The 14,760-nt window shown below is 68.2% G+C and carries 13 protein-coding genes; 3 read left to right on the top strand and 10 right to left on the bottom strand.

What is annotated here, in order from left to right; all coding sequences use genetic code 11:
• Window positions 1-212 precede the first annotated feature (212 nt).
• The 5 genes from NN4_RS42920 to NN4_RS42900 all read right to left on the bottom strand — a co-directional run bounded on the left by NN4_RS42920 (window position 213) and on the right by NN4_RS42900 (window position 3,408).
• Window positions 213-1,268, bottom strand: a complete 1,056-nt coding sequence (locus tag NN4_RS42920; protein WP_147143743.1) for a serine hydrolase domain-containing protein — start codon at window positions 1,266-1,268, stop codon at window positions 213-215.
• The gene (locus NN4_RS42915; protein WP_246181421.1) at window positions 1,268-1,750 is read right to left on the bottom strand and encodes a Clp protease N-terminal domain-containing protein; all 483 of its coding nucleotides are present in this window, start codon (window positions 1,748-1,750) and stop codon (window positions 1,268-1,270) included. The genes NN4_RS42920 and NN4_RS42915 overlap by 1 nt, the downstream gene beginning before the upstream one ends.
• Window positions 1,750-1,980, bottom strand: a complete 231-nt coding sequence (locus tag NN4_RS42910; protein WP_147143740.1) for a hypothetical protein — start codon at window positions 1,978-1,980, stop codon at window positions 1,750-1,752. Before NN4_RS42910 ends, NN4_RS42915 begins: the two co-directional genes overlap by 1 nt.
• 60 nt (window positions 1,981-2,040) lie before the next feature.
• The gene (locus NN4_RS42905) at window positions 2,041-2,772 is read right to left on the bottom strand and encodes a ZIP family metal transporter (protein WP_107659623.1); all 732 of its coding nucleotides are present in this window, start codon (window positions 2,770-2,772) and stop codon (window positions 2,041-2,043) included.
• Window positions 2,773-2,850: 78 nt separating this feature from the next.
• Window positions 2,851-3,408, bottom strand: coding sequence for a TetR/AcrR family transcriptional regulator (locus NN4_RS42900; RefSeq protein ID WP_147143737.1), 558 nt, complete (start codon window positions 3,406-3,408; stop codon window positions 2,851-2,853).
• 96 nt (window positions 3,409-3,504) lie between these two features.
• Between NN4_RS42900 and NN4_RS42895 the strand changes: the two genes are divergently transcribed.
• On the top strand, window positions 3,505-4,827 hold the full coding sequence (locus NN4_RS42895; RefSeq protein WP_186818903.1) for a phthiocerol/phthiodiolone dimycocerosyl transferase family protein: 1,323 nt from the start codon (window positions 3,505-3,507) through the stop codon (window positions 4,825-4,827).
• Here the strand turns inward: NN4_RS42895 and NN4_RS42890 are convergent.
• The 3 genes from NN4_RS42890 to NN4_RS42880 form a co-directional block, all read right to left on the bottom strand.
• A complete protein-coding gene (locus tag NN4_RS42890; protein WP_147143733.1) occupies window positions 4,796-6,013 on the bottom strand; it encodes an AI-2E family transporter in 1,218 nt (405 codons plus the stop codon). The genes NN4_RS42895 and NN4_RS42890 overlap by 32 nt on opposite strands.
• A 109-nt stretch (window positions 6,014-6,122) precedes the next feature.
• Entirely contained in the window at window positions 6,123-10,127 is a 4,005-nt protein-coding gene (locus NN4_RS42885) for a hypothetical protein (RefSeq protein ID WP_147143730.1), read from the bottom strand.
• Between the two features lie 123 nt (window positions 10,128-10,250).
• Window positions 10,251-11,303, bottom strand: coding sequence for an NAD(P)-dependent alcohol dehydrogenase (locus NN4_RS42880; RefSeq protein ID WP_147143727.1), 1,053 nt, complete (start codon window positions 11,301-11,303; stop codon window positions 10,251-10,253).
• Between the two features lie 255 nt (window positions 11,304-11,558).
• On the opposite strand from NN4_RS42880, the gene NN4_RS42875 reads away from it, so the two are divergent.
• Window positions 11,559-12,647 carry a S1C family serine protease gene (locus tag NN4_RS42875; RefSeq protein ID WP_147143724.1) on the top strand — a complete coding sequence of 363 codons (1,089 nt, stop codon included), beginning with the start codon at window positions 11,559-11,561 and terminating at the stop codon, window positions 12,645-12,647.
• Here the strand turns inward: NN4_RS42875 and NN4_RS42870 are convergent.
• Both NN4_RS42870 and NN4_RS42865 read right to left on the bottom strand, forming a co-directional pair.
• Entirely contained in the window at window positions 12,644-13,210 is a 567-nt protein-coding gene (locus NN4_RS42870) for a vitamin K epoxide reductase family protein (RefSeq protein ID WP_147143720.1), read from the bottom strand. The two genes, NN4_RS42875 and NN4_RS42870, sit on opposite strands and share 4 nt — an antisense overlap.
• Window positions 13,207-13,983 carry a DsbA family protein gene (locus NN4_RS42865; RefSeq protein WP_240772433.1) on the bottom strand — a complete coding sequence of 259 codons (777 nt, stop codon included), beginning with the start codon at window positions 13,981-13,983 and terminating at the stop codon, window positions 13,207-13,209. Before NN4_RS42865 ends, NN4_RS42870 begins: the two co-directional genes overlap by 4 nt.
• A gap of 190 nt (window positions 13,984-14,173) precedes the next feature.
• Here NN4_RS42865 and NN4_RS42860 point away from each other — a divergent pair.
• Window positions 14,174-14,760: LLM class flavin-dependent oxidoreductase (locus tag NN4_RS42860; RefSeq protein ID WP_147143717.1), on the top strand; the 587-nt coding region annotated here is incomplete at its 3' end.

Here is a 14,760-nt window from a genome sequence, read left to right as displayed (position 1 = left end):
CAGTCGCGCAGCCGGAACGGGCGTGGCGCGAACGGCGCCGCAGCCCATGGCTTCGACAACGCGGGCCGTTCCGCGGCCCGTCCGGTCCGTGGCGCCGCGCCGCGCACTCGGGCGACTCGTGAGCAGGCTCCTGCCGCGCGCGCGTAAGCGAGCGGTTCACTAGCTGAAAGATCAAGGCCGCCTTCCCATTACGGGGAGGCGGCCTTCGTCGTTCAGTGCGCGGACGGCGCGGTGGCGCGGAACTGGGTGTCCAGCACCGCGAGGAAGACCTCCAGCGGGTCGTTCCAGTCGCCGTTGGTGTGCGTCACCACGATGCGCTCGCCGTCTCGGCTGCCCATCGCCCAGGTCCACGAGCCCATAGTGGCTCCGGAGAGGCCGTAAACCGTTGCGCCGCAGGGCAGTTGTTGTTCGAACACGCCGCAGCCGTACCTGGTGTCCGGGAGCCACTCCGCGCCTGCGGTGGAGACGGTGGTCCACATTTCTCGCTGCTGGGCGGGTGGCAGTAGCTGCCCGGTCAGCAGTGCGTGCAAGAAGACCTGGAGATCCCCGGTGGTCGAGACCATGTCGCCTGCGGCGCCGGCCCAGGTCTGGTCGAGCTCGGTGATGTCGTGGACCCCGGCGCCCGGGGTGGGGTCGAACAACGTCGAGTAGTGGCGGGGGTGCGGCCCGCGGATCTCGGTCTCGGTGCCTGCACAGTAGGTTCCGGTCAAGCCGAGGGGTTCGCAGATCCGGCGGGTGATCTCTTGTGCCAGTGGGGCATTCGCCACCTGCTCGATGAGCAGTCCGGCGAGCAGGTAGTTGGTGTTGGCGTATCGGAAGTGCGTGCCTGGGGCGAAGTAGGGCGGGTGCGTCGTCGCGATCCGGACCAGCTGTTCGGGCCGCCAGCCCTCGCCGGAGTGCACCTGTTCGTCGTCGGTGTGGTTGAACAGCCCACTGGTGTGGTCGAGCAGTTGCCGAATGCTGATCGCGCTGCCGTCGTTGCCGTTGCCCGCGACCAGTCCGGGTAGCCACTGCTCCACCGTGTCGTCGAGGCTCAGCCTGCCCTCGGCGACCAGTTGCAGAACCACCGTCGCAGTGAACGCTTTTGTGGCGCTGCCGATTCGGAACTGCTCGTGCTCGGCCCGCGGACGGCCGGTCGAGGTATCGGCCACCCCCGCCGCACCGAACCAGCGGCTCTGGTTGTCGCGGATCTCGCTGACGATGCCCGGCAGGCCGCGCTCGCGTACTGCTTCGTCCAGCAGCTGCTGAACCTCCGGATGTGCTGTCATCACGCTTCCCCGAGCGTGTGCTGGACCTGGGCTTGTAGTTCGGTCCGGTCCACGCCGGCCAGTGCGAGCGCGCGCGGTACCGTCCCGACCTCGGCTCGCAGAATGCCGAGCAGCACATGCGCGGGACGCAGATCTCGTTTGCGCGCAACGGAACCGAACCCGCGCTCCAGTGCGAGCTTGGTCGACGCGCCGACATTCGGGGCACCCTTGCCGTAGCCCTTCGCGCGCGGCACGTCCAGGCCGGCCAGGGATACTCCCGCCGCGCTCAGGCTGTGCTCGAACTCGCGGTGCAGCGCGTCACGGAGCGCCTGGTGATCCAGCCCGGCCGCGGCCAGGACACGTTGCGGCGCGGTGCCTTGCTGCGCGGCGATCGCGAGCAGCAGGTGCTGGGCCTCGACGGTCGCCGAGCCATCCCGCTGCGCCTCACTGCTGCCCTCGGTGAGGACCGTGTGCAGGTATTCGTCGAATGCGGTCAGAATCATCATCGCCTCCTCAGGCTGACGCCCGCGGCGATGAGCCGCTTGGCGTGCTTCTTGTGCACCGCTTGCCGGGTGACGCCGAGGGCCTCGGCGACCTGCGGCCAGCTCCAGCCCGTCCGCATGGCCTCTTCGACGGCGGCGTCCTCCAGTTGATCGGCCAAGCGCCGCAACGCGACCACGGCCGCGAGCCGGTCGGCGGGGTCGCCGGAATCGGGGATATCTGGGGTGGGCATGTGGGCAACCTTAGTTGACTAAATTGCAGATAGTCAACTCTGGTTGCTAACCGTCGATGCTCAGTGGCTCAGTGCGGCGACGAGCAGCATGATGCCCGCCCCGGTCACGGTGCAGGCCAAGGTGAGTCGGGAGGGGTGGACCGCGTGCGCCTCCGGCAGGATGTCCGCCGTGGCCAGGTACAGCAGGAACCCGGCGAAATACCCCAGGTAGAGCCCGACTACGCCGTCCGGGACCTGAATGAGCGTGCCGAGGACCGCGCCGACCACCGGGGCGATGGCGTCCAGCGCGAGCAGGGTCAGCGCCCGCTTGCGCGCACTGCCGTAGAGCGTCGAGATGGTGAAAGTGTTGAAGCCGTCGGCGAAGTCGTGCGAGATGACCGCGATCGCCACCGCGGCGCCGACGGTGGCGCCCGCCTGGTAGCCGAGGCCGATGCCGAAGCCGTCCAGCAGGCTGTGAAAGATCAAGCCGGACGCGGCAAGCAGGCCGACGGATTCGAAACCGTGTGTGTGCGAGCCGAATTCCTGCTCGTGCCCGGTGTGCACGGCGACCGCGCGTTCGATGACGTGGATGGTGAGAAACCCGACCACCGCGGCGATCAGCGCGGCGGGCACCCCGAGGACGTGCTGACCGGACTGTTCCAGTGCCTCCGGCAGCAGGTCGAAGAAGACCACGCCCAGCATCACGCCTGCGGCCAAGCCGAGCACCAGGTGTCTGCGGTCGCCGATGCGCACCGCGACGAAACCGCCGAACAGCGTGGAGCACATCGAAACCAGCGCCAGCAGAATCGCCATCGTTCCAGCATCGGTGAACGGCACGGGCGGGAACGGTAGCACGGGCCGGTGGGTTCGCCGGGCGGTTACCCGGTGTACTCAGTCCGGGTCGGCCGCCGCGGCCAGCGCGCGCAGACCCGCCGCGATGGTCTCGGCGGAGGGCGCGTTGGCGGGGTCGATCAGCCATTGGACGAGCAGGCCGCCGATCAGGGTCTGCACCACCGCGCCGATGGCGGGATCGGGTGTGGCGCTGTCGGCCACATGCGAAAGCGCTCGGCGCGCACGGGCCTGCGCGGTGCCGAGTTCGGCGCGCAGCTCGGGGGAGTGCAGCGCCTGCACGAAGCTCTCGATATTGGCGGACCAGAGCAGTCGTTCCTCGGTGAACGAGCGGATGAGTTGCTCGAGGAATGCTCGAATGCGGACGGCCGGATCGGCGGTGTCGTCGGCGGGCAGCGAGTCGAGGATCGCCTGCACCGCGGTCGCGCTCGACTCCATCATGGCCTGGCTGAGCAGCTTGTCGCGGGTGCCGAAGTGGTAGTTGATCGCGGCCAGGTTGGTGCCGGAGGCGGCCACGATGTCGCGCACGGTGGTGCGGGCGTAGCCGCGTTCGGCCAGGCACTGCTTGGCCGCGGCGAGGAGGTCGTCTCGGGTTCCCACCTTCGCACGATAGCAGCCGGGCATACGGGTGTTTGTGACGAGTGTTTCATACATTTGTTTGTGACAAGTGTTTGAAACATGCGTATGTTCGACGGCATGACCGCACAGCGCCCCATCTCCCCATTTGAAGCCACGTTCTTCGGCACGGACACCAAGCTCGGCAGCGTCCCCGCCGGCGGCATGCCGCTGTACATCGGCTCCACCGTGCACGGCGCGCTCGACCCCGAGCTGCTGCGCCGGGTCCTCGGTGAGCTGGCCGCCGTCCACCCGATGTTGCGCAGCCGGGTGATCACCGAGCCCGACGGCACGATGTACCTGCGCCGCATCGACGACTACCGCCCGCGCCTGGACGTCACCGACGGTGACGAGGCCGACTATCTGCGGCTGGTGAACGGCCCGCGGGACTGGACCGACGGTTTGTTCCGCGCTCACCTCTTGCGGGCCGGTGAGCGTCAGCAGATCGTGCTGACCATCCATCACGGAATCGCCGATGGCCGATCGGCTTTCGCGCTCCTCGCGGAACTGTGGCGGCGCTACACCGCGCACGTCGCGGGAAGCCCACTGCCGGTGGATGACTCGGATCAGTCGCTGCCCGAGGCGATGGATACCCGCCTCGCCGAGGTCTTTTCCGACGCCGAGGTGGCCGAGTTCCTCGAACTCGCCGCAGCCGGCGTGACGATGATCGACCCGGCCACGGCGCCGCGTGCGCTGCCCTGCGACGGGGACGGCGGCGACAATCCCCTCGGCCGTTTCGCGGTGCGGCGCATCGAGTTGGACAGCACCGAAACCGGCGCGCTGGTCGATTCCGCTCGCGCGCACGGCATCTCGGTGAACAGCGTGCTCTGCGGCGCCGCGCTGGTGGCCTGGCGCACGCAGCTCGAACCGGCCACCGGCGCCCTGCCGCTGATCTGCGGGCACGCCATGGATCTGCGCAACGAGCTGGTGCCGCCGCTGCCCGCGAGCACGATGCTGAACGTCGCGTCCGGTGTCGGCACCCCCGCCGAGGTCGGGCCGGAGCACCACCCGATCGATCTCGGTCTGCTGGTGACGACCGGTATGCAGGCCGCGGTGGCGCGGCGCGACGCGGGCCGATTCCTGCTGGCCGCGCAGCGCGTCACCGACCCGGCGACGGCCGCCGCGTTCGCCGCGGCACCCACCCTGGCCATGTCCAATATCGGCCGCCTGCCGGCACATTCGACACCGCCGGGTATCGGGCACGTGCGCGACGACGTCTTCGCGATGGGTCCGGGCATGCCGCCGAAGCTCACCGTCTTCACCGTCGGCGACCGGCTCACCATCCAGGTCGAGCACGACACCGCGCAGCACAGCCGCGCGCAAATGGGCAAGATCGCTTCGGCGCTGGTCGAGCAGCTGCGCCGGTGCGCGGCTACTCGTCCTTCGGTCGCTCAGCTCCGGTGAACCGGATGGTCAACTGGCGAGCCCACTTTCGATGGGGCTTCGGTGGCGGTGGCGGCAGCGGCGCGCGCACATCCACGTCGGTCTGCACCTCGTAGCGCCGGATGTAGGCACCGGAGAAGGCCTGCACGGTCGCGGTGACCGGAATGGCAAGCAGCGCACCGGTCGCGCCGAGTAGCGCGGCGCCGGCCAGCACCGCGCCGAAGGCGACGGCCGGGTGCATGTCCAGGGTGGTCGCGGTGATTCGCGGTTGCAGCACATAGTTTTCGAACTGCTGGTACACCACGATGAAGCCGAGGATCCACACGGCGTCGGAGGGGTCGTGCACCAGCGCGACGATGACCGGCAGCGCGCCGGCCAGGTAGGTACCGACGGTCGGGATGAACTGCGAGACAACGCCGACCCACAGCGCGAGCGCGAACGCCGACGGCACATCGAGCACCCGCAGCGCGACATAGTGCGCCACCGTCGAAGCCAGGGCGAGTAGCCCGCGCGAGTAGATGTAGCCGCCGGTCTTCTCCACCGCGATATCCCAGGCGCGCAACACATGTCGCTGCTTACGCGGCGGCAGCAGCGAGCACACGGCGTTGCGGAAGCGCGGGCCGTCGGCGGCGAAGTAATAGGTGAACAGCAACACGCCCAGGGACTGGAAGACCACACTGACCGCCCGGGTGCTGATGTCCCAGGCGTTTCCGGCCGCCCCCTCGAGATACTTGCTCCAGTCGCTGGTATATCGCTCGATGTCGGTGCCGGACAGGTTCGTCTTGAAGGTGTGATTGATCCAGTCGATGCCCTGGTCGGCGTACTGCGGCGCATTGTTGACCAGCGCGGTGACCTGATCGATGAGCAGCGAGCCGAGCGTCCAGAAGAAACCCACGACGACCGCGATCAGGACGAGGAAGACCACGCCCGTGGCCAGCCCGCGCTTCATACCGCGGCGCGCCAGCCAGTTCACCGCAGGCTCGATGGCGAAGGCCAGGAACAGCGAGACCAGCAGAATGGTGAGCAAGCCCTGCAGCCGGGTCAGCGCCCAGAAGCCCGCGAACAGCCCGGCCACCGTCGCCGCGGCGAGCAGGAACGCCCGCAGCAGCCACGGCGGCGGAGTGGTCGTCATCTCCGCGGTAACCACGGCCTCCCCGGCGGGTGCCACCGCGGGCGGTGTCGCGTTGTCGTCTTCGTCCGAAGCCACATCGCCAACGTACCCACCCGATTCGATCTCACCCCGCATTCCGCACTGAGGTGCCCGCTACAGCACGACACCGGACCCCGGGAACCCGCTTCCCAGGGCCCGGCGGGGATCAGAGCTCGATCGAACCAGCCGACGGAAGCGATGTCCGCCACAGCGTGCCGATGAACTCGAGCATGCGCTGACGGACGTCGTTGCCGTAGGACCTGTTCCCGCTCCCCGCGATCGCGACCGCGACAAAGTAGGCAGACCCGCGGCCGGTGCCACGCAGCACCGGCGCGCTGTTCGACATAGGCAGATAGTGCTTGCCCGCCAGGTTGTTGTGACCGCGGATGGCGACCGCCTGGATGGTGACCGTGCCGAACAGCGCGTCCCAGTCGGCGTTGCTCGACGCGGTGGCGAAGTCGTCGTCGCTGGCCAGGTTGATGCCCTGGGCGGCGAGAGTGGTCGCCAGGTTCGTCCACCGCTCCTTGACGGCGGTGACCCGGGCATCGTCGCCCGCGTAGGTGCGCACGAAGTTCACAATCGGTAGATACGCGACCCGCCCGGTGGACTGGATGGCGCCGCGGCCGCGGAACTTGTAGAAGTCCGCCTCCTGGAGGAACGCCGTCGAGCTGTCGATCGATGTCGGCACCCCGGCGGGCCAGATCGTTCCCTTCCACTCGGTGCGGTCGCGCACGGCCTGATCGGTAGGTGCGAGGGTGCCGAACGCCGCGAGGTAGATCGGATCGTGGAAGCAGAAGTGCGCGGTGTGATTGCCGTTGCCGATGTTGTAGGAACCCTTCGTGAACGGCGACTCGCCGGGACGTTCGATGACGAAGGAGTCGAAGGCATAGGACAGGCCGGGATGACCATATCCCCCAAGGATTTCCGCGCCGCGGAACTGCAGCTTGCCACCGGTCTCGTGCAGGAATTTGGCCATCAGCGTGGCGAATTCGGGCAGCGTGATCCCCTTGACGCCGACACCTCGGTCGGTGCCGATGATGGGCGGGAAGACATTCCAGGCCTCGGCGAAGCGGGAGAGCGTGTCGGTGTCCATCGACATCGACAGCGGCCCCCAACTGCCCCGCCCGGCCAGGGTCGCGGTGAACCAACCCGCGAAGGTCTTGCCCGTGACATCGAGGAAGTAGTTGTCGATGTCGGTGGCGTCGAAGAATTCGACGGCCGCCGCCTGACCGAGCTGCGCGTCGGTCGCCGCCGTAATCGGCACTGCGGCAGTGGGTTTCCGGGTCGAGGCGTTCGTATAGTCGGGATCGTAGGCGCCCCGTAGTGCCTTGGCGTACGCCTCCTTCGCGGCCTCGGCCGTGATCAGGTTCTTCGCCTGCGCATTGCCGAGCACGTGCTGCAAGTCCTGCAGATCCTGGGTGGTCGTCGACGAGCGGTCACTCGGCGAGGTGCGCCCCGCGCCGAGCCCGGCGGCCGGTGCGGCCGTCGATCCGTCGCCGGTGCCCGCGCCGGAACTGCCGTACTTGGATTGGATCTCGCGCGCCTTGGTGGCGGCCTCGGCGATCGAGATCGTGTTGTCGGACAGCTTCTTCAGCAGATCGGCGACCTCGGCGCGGCCGGACATGTCCCGGAAGATGCCCGGCGTGCCGAGCAGTTGCAATGCGGCGGCCAGCCCCACCGGATCCGGTGCGGGACTCGGCGCGACGACGTTGACCAGCGACTGCGGGAACGGCGTCGGCGTCGGGTTGGTCGGGACCGGTGTCGGCGTGGTGGGCACGACGGGCGCGATCTCCGGGGCCTGGATGGGGATCGGGTGTTCTTCCCACTTCCAGAAGCGGGTGTTGTCGATCTCCTCCGCGACATTGCAGTGGCCCAGTTTGCCTTCCGCGAACACGCCGCGGGTCGGCATGGTGATCAGGCGTTCGGTCTGCGCCTCGGGCGGCGGGTCCATGACGACGGTCCCCGCCGCCGTCAGCGGGTACGCGACATGGTTGCCGAAAACCTCGAGCGGTGTCGGCACGGCCACGTCGGCGAGGGACTTGCCGTCCGCCCACGGCATCGTCTCGAAGGCAACGCTGATATCCGCGGTCCGGGTGGCGAGCATGACGGCGCGGTTGTAGTACGCGTTGTTCGAGTTGACGTGGTCGATGAGCCGCTGGGCGTGCTGAAACTCCTCCGGCGTCAGCGATTTGGCGGGCGACCAGGTCGGCGGCAGATCGGCGGGGCGGGGGCCGGGACGCCGGATGAACGTGACGGTGTTGGAGGAGCCGTTCTGCCGGAAGAACAGGTCCACATCCACGTTATCGAGCAGTGCGATGGCGCCACCGGGATGAAAGGCGTTGATCGCCAAGCGATCCGCCCGCCAGTTGTTGTCCTCGTGCAGCACGAACTCGAACCCGACCAGGTCGCGCCACGGCACCGGCTGGTCCGGCTTCGAGATGAAGCTGGCCGTCGCCGTATCGTTCAGCCGCTCAGCGGTATTGACGTTGCGGGTCAGATCCCCCTTCTCCCACTCGAGCAGCAGCGGGCGGTGCACCACATTGTTGCCGTCCAACAGGATCAGATTCAGCATCACCTGCTGGTCGGTGGTGTCCCCGCCGCCCTCGGAGGGCTTGACGTAGAACTCGAACAGACCGAAACGCAGATCACCCTCCCAGAACTGGGGTTGCGGCCGGTCCAAGGTGGCCGGGTCGACGCCGTGCAGCAGCTGGTTCTTGGCGACCAGATCCTTCTTCGCCAACGCCGCGAAGCCCGGCGCGAGGGCCGGGTCCAACAGCACCGGCTCGAGGACGGCACGGTGCCGCAGCAGTTGGGCGTCGTCGAAATCGGTGATGGGCGCGGGGTATCGGACCAGCACCGCCGGGCGGCGGCGCACCCACTGCACCGCGACCCGATAGTGCCGCAGCAGTTCGTAATACAGGATGGTCAGGGTGTGCGCGTGGTTGTAATTCGAGAAGGTGCGGGTCTGGATCGACTCGTGCTGCTCCTGCCTGGCCTGCACCACCACCGTCGAATTGATCTCGCGCAGCGCCGAACTCGCCTGACTGAAGCTGTCGCTGAGGCGCTGCACATTCTCCGCGGTCAGGTCGCGGCTGCCGTCGCTGGTCGCGGTGCTGCCGCCCATGCTCCAGGCATCGCCGACCGCGGCGCCGAGACCGACGACGCCGACGTTCGCGCTGCCGCTGCCGCCGCCGGAGTGCGCGACACCGCCCATGAAGTTGGAGCCGTGCTGCATTTCGCGCAGCCCGGCCTGCACCGTCTCGCTGATCGTGCGGTCCCGGTGCGTCCGGTGCAGCACGTCCTCGGTGAGCTTGGTCTGCTCGTCCCGGCGGGTGAGGCTGTCCCAGGACCAGTCCAGGATGGCGAGTTTCACCGATTCGCCGGGCGCCAGCGGCAGGCTGTACAGGATCTCGCCGAGCGAATGCCCGAGGGCGCTCCAGGTGACCTTGTACTCGTCGATGTAGGCCGCACGATAAGGCTCGGGGATGGTGATGCCGGGTGGATCGTCGCTGAGCCGGACCACCTGGCGGGTAATGAATTCGTGCAGCGACAGGGTGGCCGGGTACAGGTTTTCGCAGCCGTTCTCCCCGACCAATTGGTTGGGGTTGGTGGCGAACGAGGACGGTGACAGCTGCCAGTCGGTGAGATTGGGATTCTGCATGGTCGCCATCCCGCCCTCGTAATGCGGCGGCGCCAGCCCGGCGGGCGGCATGACGATTCGGCCGACCACCGCACCCGCGGTGAACCGGTTCTGATCGAGCACGTCCACCCATTCGGCGGCGCCGTAGGCGAGCGCGCGGATGGTCATCGTTTCGTCGCTGTCGACGTCCTCGCCCGTATCGGCGACCGCGGCCGCGCCGTAACGGCGCACGGAGACCGTGTTGTCGAGCCGACGGCTGACCGGCGCGGGCAACCGGGTCAGATCGAAGGACACATACCCGACGTGGTCGGTCCACAGCACACCGAGCGGCGCGGCCCACTCGATCTCGGACTCGCAGTCCGTCGATTCGCCGGACGCCGAATTCGCGGTCCCGTCGTCGAGGGTGGATGATCCACCGCCGCACCGCGACACCACCACCTCGGCGTAGACCGGGTGCCGCGCGATCGCGGCGCCCGATTCTTCGTCGATGAGGAAGAGCCCGAGATTCGTGTGCGATCGCACCATGTCCATGCCAGATCCATTTCTTCCGAGTGCCGGAAAGTTGCGTGGATCTGGAAGGTATCCGCGGAAATACGTCGCCGTCCCGCGTCCGTTTCGGTGATCGGACCGGTCGACCAGTTCGGCGGTCTTACCTCAGATGGTCGACACGTCGATGACGAAGCGGTAGCGGACGTCGCTGGCGACCACGCGGTCGTAGGCGCCGTCGATCTCGTCGGCCGAGATGACCTCGATCTCCGCGCCGATGCCGTGCTCGGCGCAGAAGTTCAGCATCTCCTGGGTCTGCGCCAGGCCACCGATCATCGACCCGGCCAGGGAGCGCCGGTAGCCCGCGATGGTGAACGGCTTGACGCTCATCGGGTTCTCCGGGAGACCGAGGATCACCAGGGTGCCGTCCAGGTTCAGCAGCTTGAGGTAGTCATCAATCGGCAGGTCGGCCGAGACGGTGTTGAGGATGAGGTCGAAGCGGCCGCGCAGCTCGCGGAAGGTCTGCCGGTCGCTGGTCGCGTAGTAGTGGCTGGCGCCGAACCGCTTGCCGTCGTCCTGCTTGCTCAGCGAGTGGCTGAGCACGGTCACCTCGGCGCCCAGCGCGGCGGCGATCTTCACCCCGACGTGCCCGAGGCCGCCCATGCCGATGATGGCGACCTTCTTGCCCGGCCCGGCGTTCCAGTGCCGCAGCGGCGAGAACAGGGTGACGCCCGCGCACAGCAGGGGTGCGGCCTGGTCGAGCCCGATCCCCTCGGGGATGCCGACGACGAAGTTCTCGGTCACCACGATCTGGGTGGCGTATCCGCCCATGGTGTACCCGCCGGGCTGGACGGCCGGATCGACGGGTGTGTTGTAGGTCATGGTCGCGCCGCGGGTGCAGTACTGCTCCTCGTCGGCCAGACACGGTCCGCACTTACCGCAGGAATTGACCATGCAGCCGACCCCGACGCGGTCGCCGACCTGATATTTGGACACCTCGGACCCCACCGCCGCGACCAGGCCGGCGATCTCGTGACCCGGTACACAGGGGTACTTGGTGCCGCCCCACTCGTCGCGCGCGGTGTGAATATCGGAATGGCAGATACCCGCGAATTTGATGTCGATCAGCACGTCACGCGGACCCAGGTCCCTGCGTTCGATCGTCACCTTCTCGAATGCGCCATCAGAGGTGGAAACAGCGTACGCAGCAGCAGAGGTCATGCCTGCACCTCGCTAGCGCTCGGTTCCGGCATGCCCACTAGTGGGGCTGTGTTATTTGGTCGCTCGCTGCGCTCGCTCATGCATACATGCCTACCGCCGCATGCCTGTACTTGCCAAACATGACACATAACGGACACGCCTGAATTACGAACACGCGGGTATTTCGGCGGGCAGCGGCGGTCATCGACCCGATTTCGATCTACGGTGAAGATCTCCGGCCACAATGGAATTCGCATGGCATCGAGGCGGAGTGCGATGAATGAGCAACGGTATGGGGGCCGCGCGCTGGCGATGATCGTCGCCGCGCTGCTCGCCGTGGCCGGATTCCTCGGTTACCGGGGTGAATTGCCGGGCTGGCCGACCGGGGCGAGCGAGCTCGCCGCGCCGATCATCGAGCAGCCCCCGCCGCCGCTGGACCCGCTGGCCGTCGCCGCCGTGGTGGACCCGGCGCTGGTGGATATCAGCGCGTCGGCCGCGCCGTTCGGGCTCGGCGCCGCGGGCTCGGGCATCGTGCTCACCCCCGACGGTCAGGTGCTGACCAGCCATCACGTGGTCAAAGGCGCGGACACGGTGAGCGTCACCGATGTCGGCAACGGACGCACCTACGACGCCGTCGTGCTCGGTTACGACGCCGGTGTCGATATCGCGCTGCTCGCGCTGTCCGGCGCGGCCGATCTGGTCACCGCGCGCATCGGCAGCTCGGCCGGCGTGCGGGTGCGCGACGAGGTGCTGGCCATCGGCAACGCGGGCGGGCTCGGCGGCACGCCGACGGCGATCCAGGGCACCCTCACCGATCTGGACAGCACCATCGTCGCGTTGAACTCCGCCGACCTGTCCCGCAAGCCGCTCACCGGGATGCTCGAGGTCGCCGCGGCGGTCAGCTCGGGACAATCCGGCGGCGCGCTGGCCGATCGCGAGGGCGCGGTGGTCGGGGTGATCGCCGCGGCGTCGGGCGACCCGGAGCGCGCGACGACCAGGCCGCCGAACGGCTACGCGGTGCCGATCGATACCGCTATGCGGGTGGTCGAGCAGATCCGTTCCGGAATTCCGACCGACACCGTGCACATCGGCCCGACGGCGACCCTCGGCGTGCTGACCACGGACGCGAAACCGAGTGGGGCACGGATAGATCTGGCGCTCTACGGGCTACCCGCCTACGCGGCGGGACTCGCGCGCGGCGAGGTGATCACGGCCGTGGACGGTCGCGTGATCACCTCGGCCCGTGCGCTGCACGCGGCGATCAACGTGCACAAGCCGCACGACACGATCCAGCTCGAGGTCATCGACCCCGCAGGCGGCCGTCGCACGGTCACCCTGGTGCTCGCGCTGGGAACGCCCAACTAGACCAGCGAGAGCCAGTAATCCTGGAACCGCAGGAAGATCAGCAACAGCACCACCGCGTAGAACAGCGCGACGATGGTCCAGCGCCACTCCGCGAGCACCCGCAGCGGGCCGCGTGACCCGCCCCAGAGCTGATCGGTGACCACCGCGAGCAGCGGGGTGATGATCGCCCACACCACCATGCAGTACGGGCACAGCGCGTTGATCCGGTACAGGCTCTGGAAGATCAGCCAGCAGACGAAGCCGACCCCGGCCGCGAGGCCGAGCCACAGCCCGCCCCAGATCCATCGCGGAAACCCCAACCCGACCACCGAAAGCACCCCGAGGGTGACCAGCACCGAGAAGCCGACGATGCCGATCAGCGGGTTCGGGAATCCGAACACCGCGGCCTGCTCGGTCACCATCACCGAGCCACAGGACAGGATCGGATTGATGCTGCACGACGGGGTGTAGCCCGGCTCGGTGAACAGCTTGAACCGCTCGACGGTCAGCGCCACCGAGGCCAGCCAGCCGGCCAGCCCGGCGATCAGGAGTATCCAGGCGGCCCGGGGCGGGGCGGTGATCACTGCGCCGCGGCGGCGGCGATCACGGGTGCGAGGCCGCCGGGTCCCATGAGCTCTTGGCTCGACTGGATCTGCTTGCCGTTGACAAAGACCGACGGGGTCGACTTGATGCCGCTGTTGAGCACCTCATCGGTGCGGGCCTGGATGTACTTGTCGTACTTCACATCCGTGATGCAGCTCGCCACCGAATCCGGGTAGCCCGCGGTCTTCGCGATCTGGACCAGCTTGTCGTCGGTCAGGCCCGCGCCGCCCTCGGCGGGCTGCTGAGCGAACATCGCCGACACCCAGGACACGTACTTCGACGGATCCGCCTCGGCGACGCAGTAGGAGGCGTTCGCCGCGCGCGTCGAGTAACGCGTGCTGGAGGCCTTGTCCAGGAACGCGATCACGTTGTATTCGACCACGGCGGTGCCGTTCTGCACGGCCTCGTCGAGCACCTTGCCGTTGGCCTCCTCGAAGGCCTTGCAGGCGGGGCACTGCAGGTCGGCGACGACCCGGACGGTGACCTTCGCGTCGGGCTTGCCGATCCGGATGGCGCCGTTGTCGGTGATCGTTCCGGTGATGCCCGACGCGTTCTGGTTCGCGGCCGCCGCGATGGCCGGGCTCGGCCCGGGGTCGTCCCTGCGGGCCTTCTTCACCGCGACACCGATACCGATCGCCGCGATGAGCGCGACCAGTACGGCGGCCACGGCCACCTGGATGAAGATCTTGCGGTTGCGGTCGGCGCGATCCGCCGCCAGCAGCGGGTTCTTTTTCCCACCCGGGTTCTTGCTCACCGTGCGTTCACCACGCCTTTCGCTCGACTGCCGGTACCTGCCGCCACGATGGTAGATCTGGAAACTCGTCCCCGCGTGGTCGGGCCACGGCCACATCATCGTGGGTCAACCTGAGAGATTCCGAAATATCGGGCGCTGACGCGGCCGCGAATCTCGCGCGTTGTCGGACCCGGCGGGTAGGAATGGTGGGATGACTGTCCTCGGTGCCGTATTTCGCCCACAGAATCCGCCGGAACGGCTGCGTGCCGTGGCCATGGCCGCGGAGACGGCCGGGCTCGAGCAGCTCTGGCTCTGGGAGGACTGCTTCCTGGAGAGCGGAATCGCCAGTGCCGCAGCGGCTTTGGCCTGGACCGAGCGGCTGGGTGTTGGTATCGGGCTGCTGCCGGTGCCGCTGCGGAACGTGGCGCTCACCGCGATGGAGGCCGCCACGCTCTATCGCCTGTTCCCCGATCGGGTGCAGCTCGGCGTCGGGCACGGCGTGCAGGACTGGATGGGGCAAGTGGGGGCACGGGTCGAGTCCCCAGTCACGCTGCTCGGCGAATATCTGGACGCGTTGCGCGCGTTGCTCGCCGGCGAACGGGTCACCACCTCCGGTCGTTACGTCCAGCTCGACGAGGTCGCGCTGGATTGGCCGCCGCTCGCGCCGCCGCGGATCTACGCGGGCGCCCGTGGACCGCGCTCGATCCGGCTGTGCGGCGCGCACGCCGATGGGACGCTGCTGGATTCGATCACCGATGCCGACGGTGTGCGCGCCGCGCGGGCGCTGATCGAGCAGGG

This window comes from Nocardia ninae NBRC 108245, from assembly GCF_007990755.1.
GTDB classification, from domain to species: domain Bacteria; phylum Actinomycetota; class Actinomycetes; order Mycobacteriales; family Mycobacteriaceae; genus Nocardia; species Nocardia ninae.
This window is presented reverse-complemented; position numbering and strand designations above follow the sequence as displayed.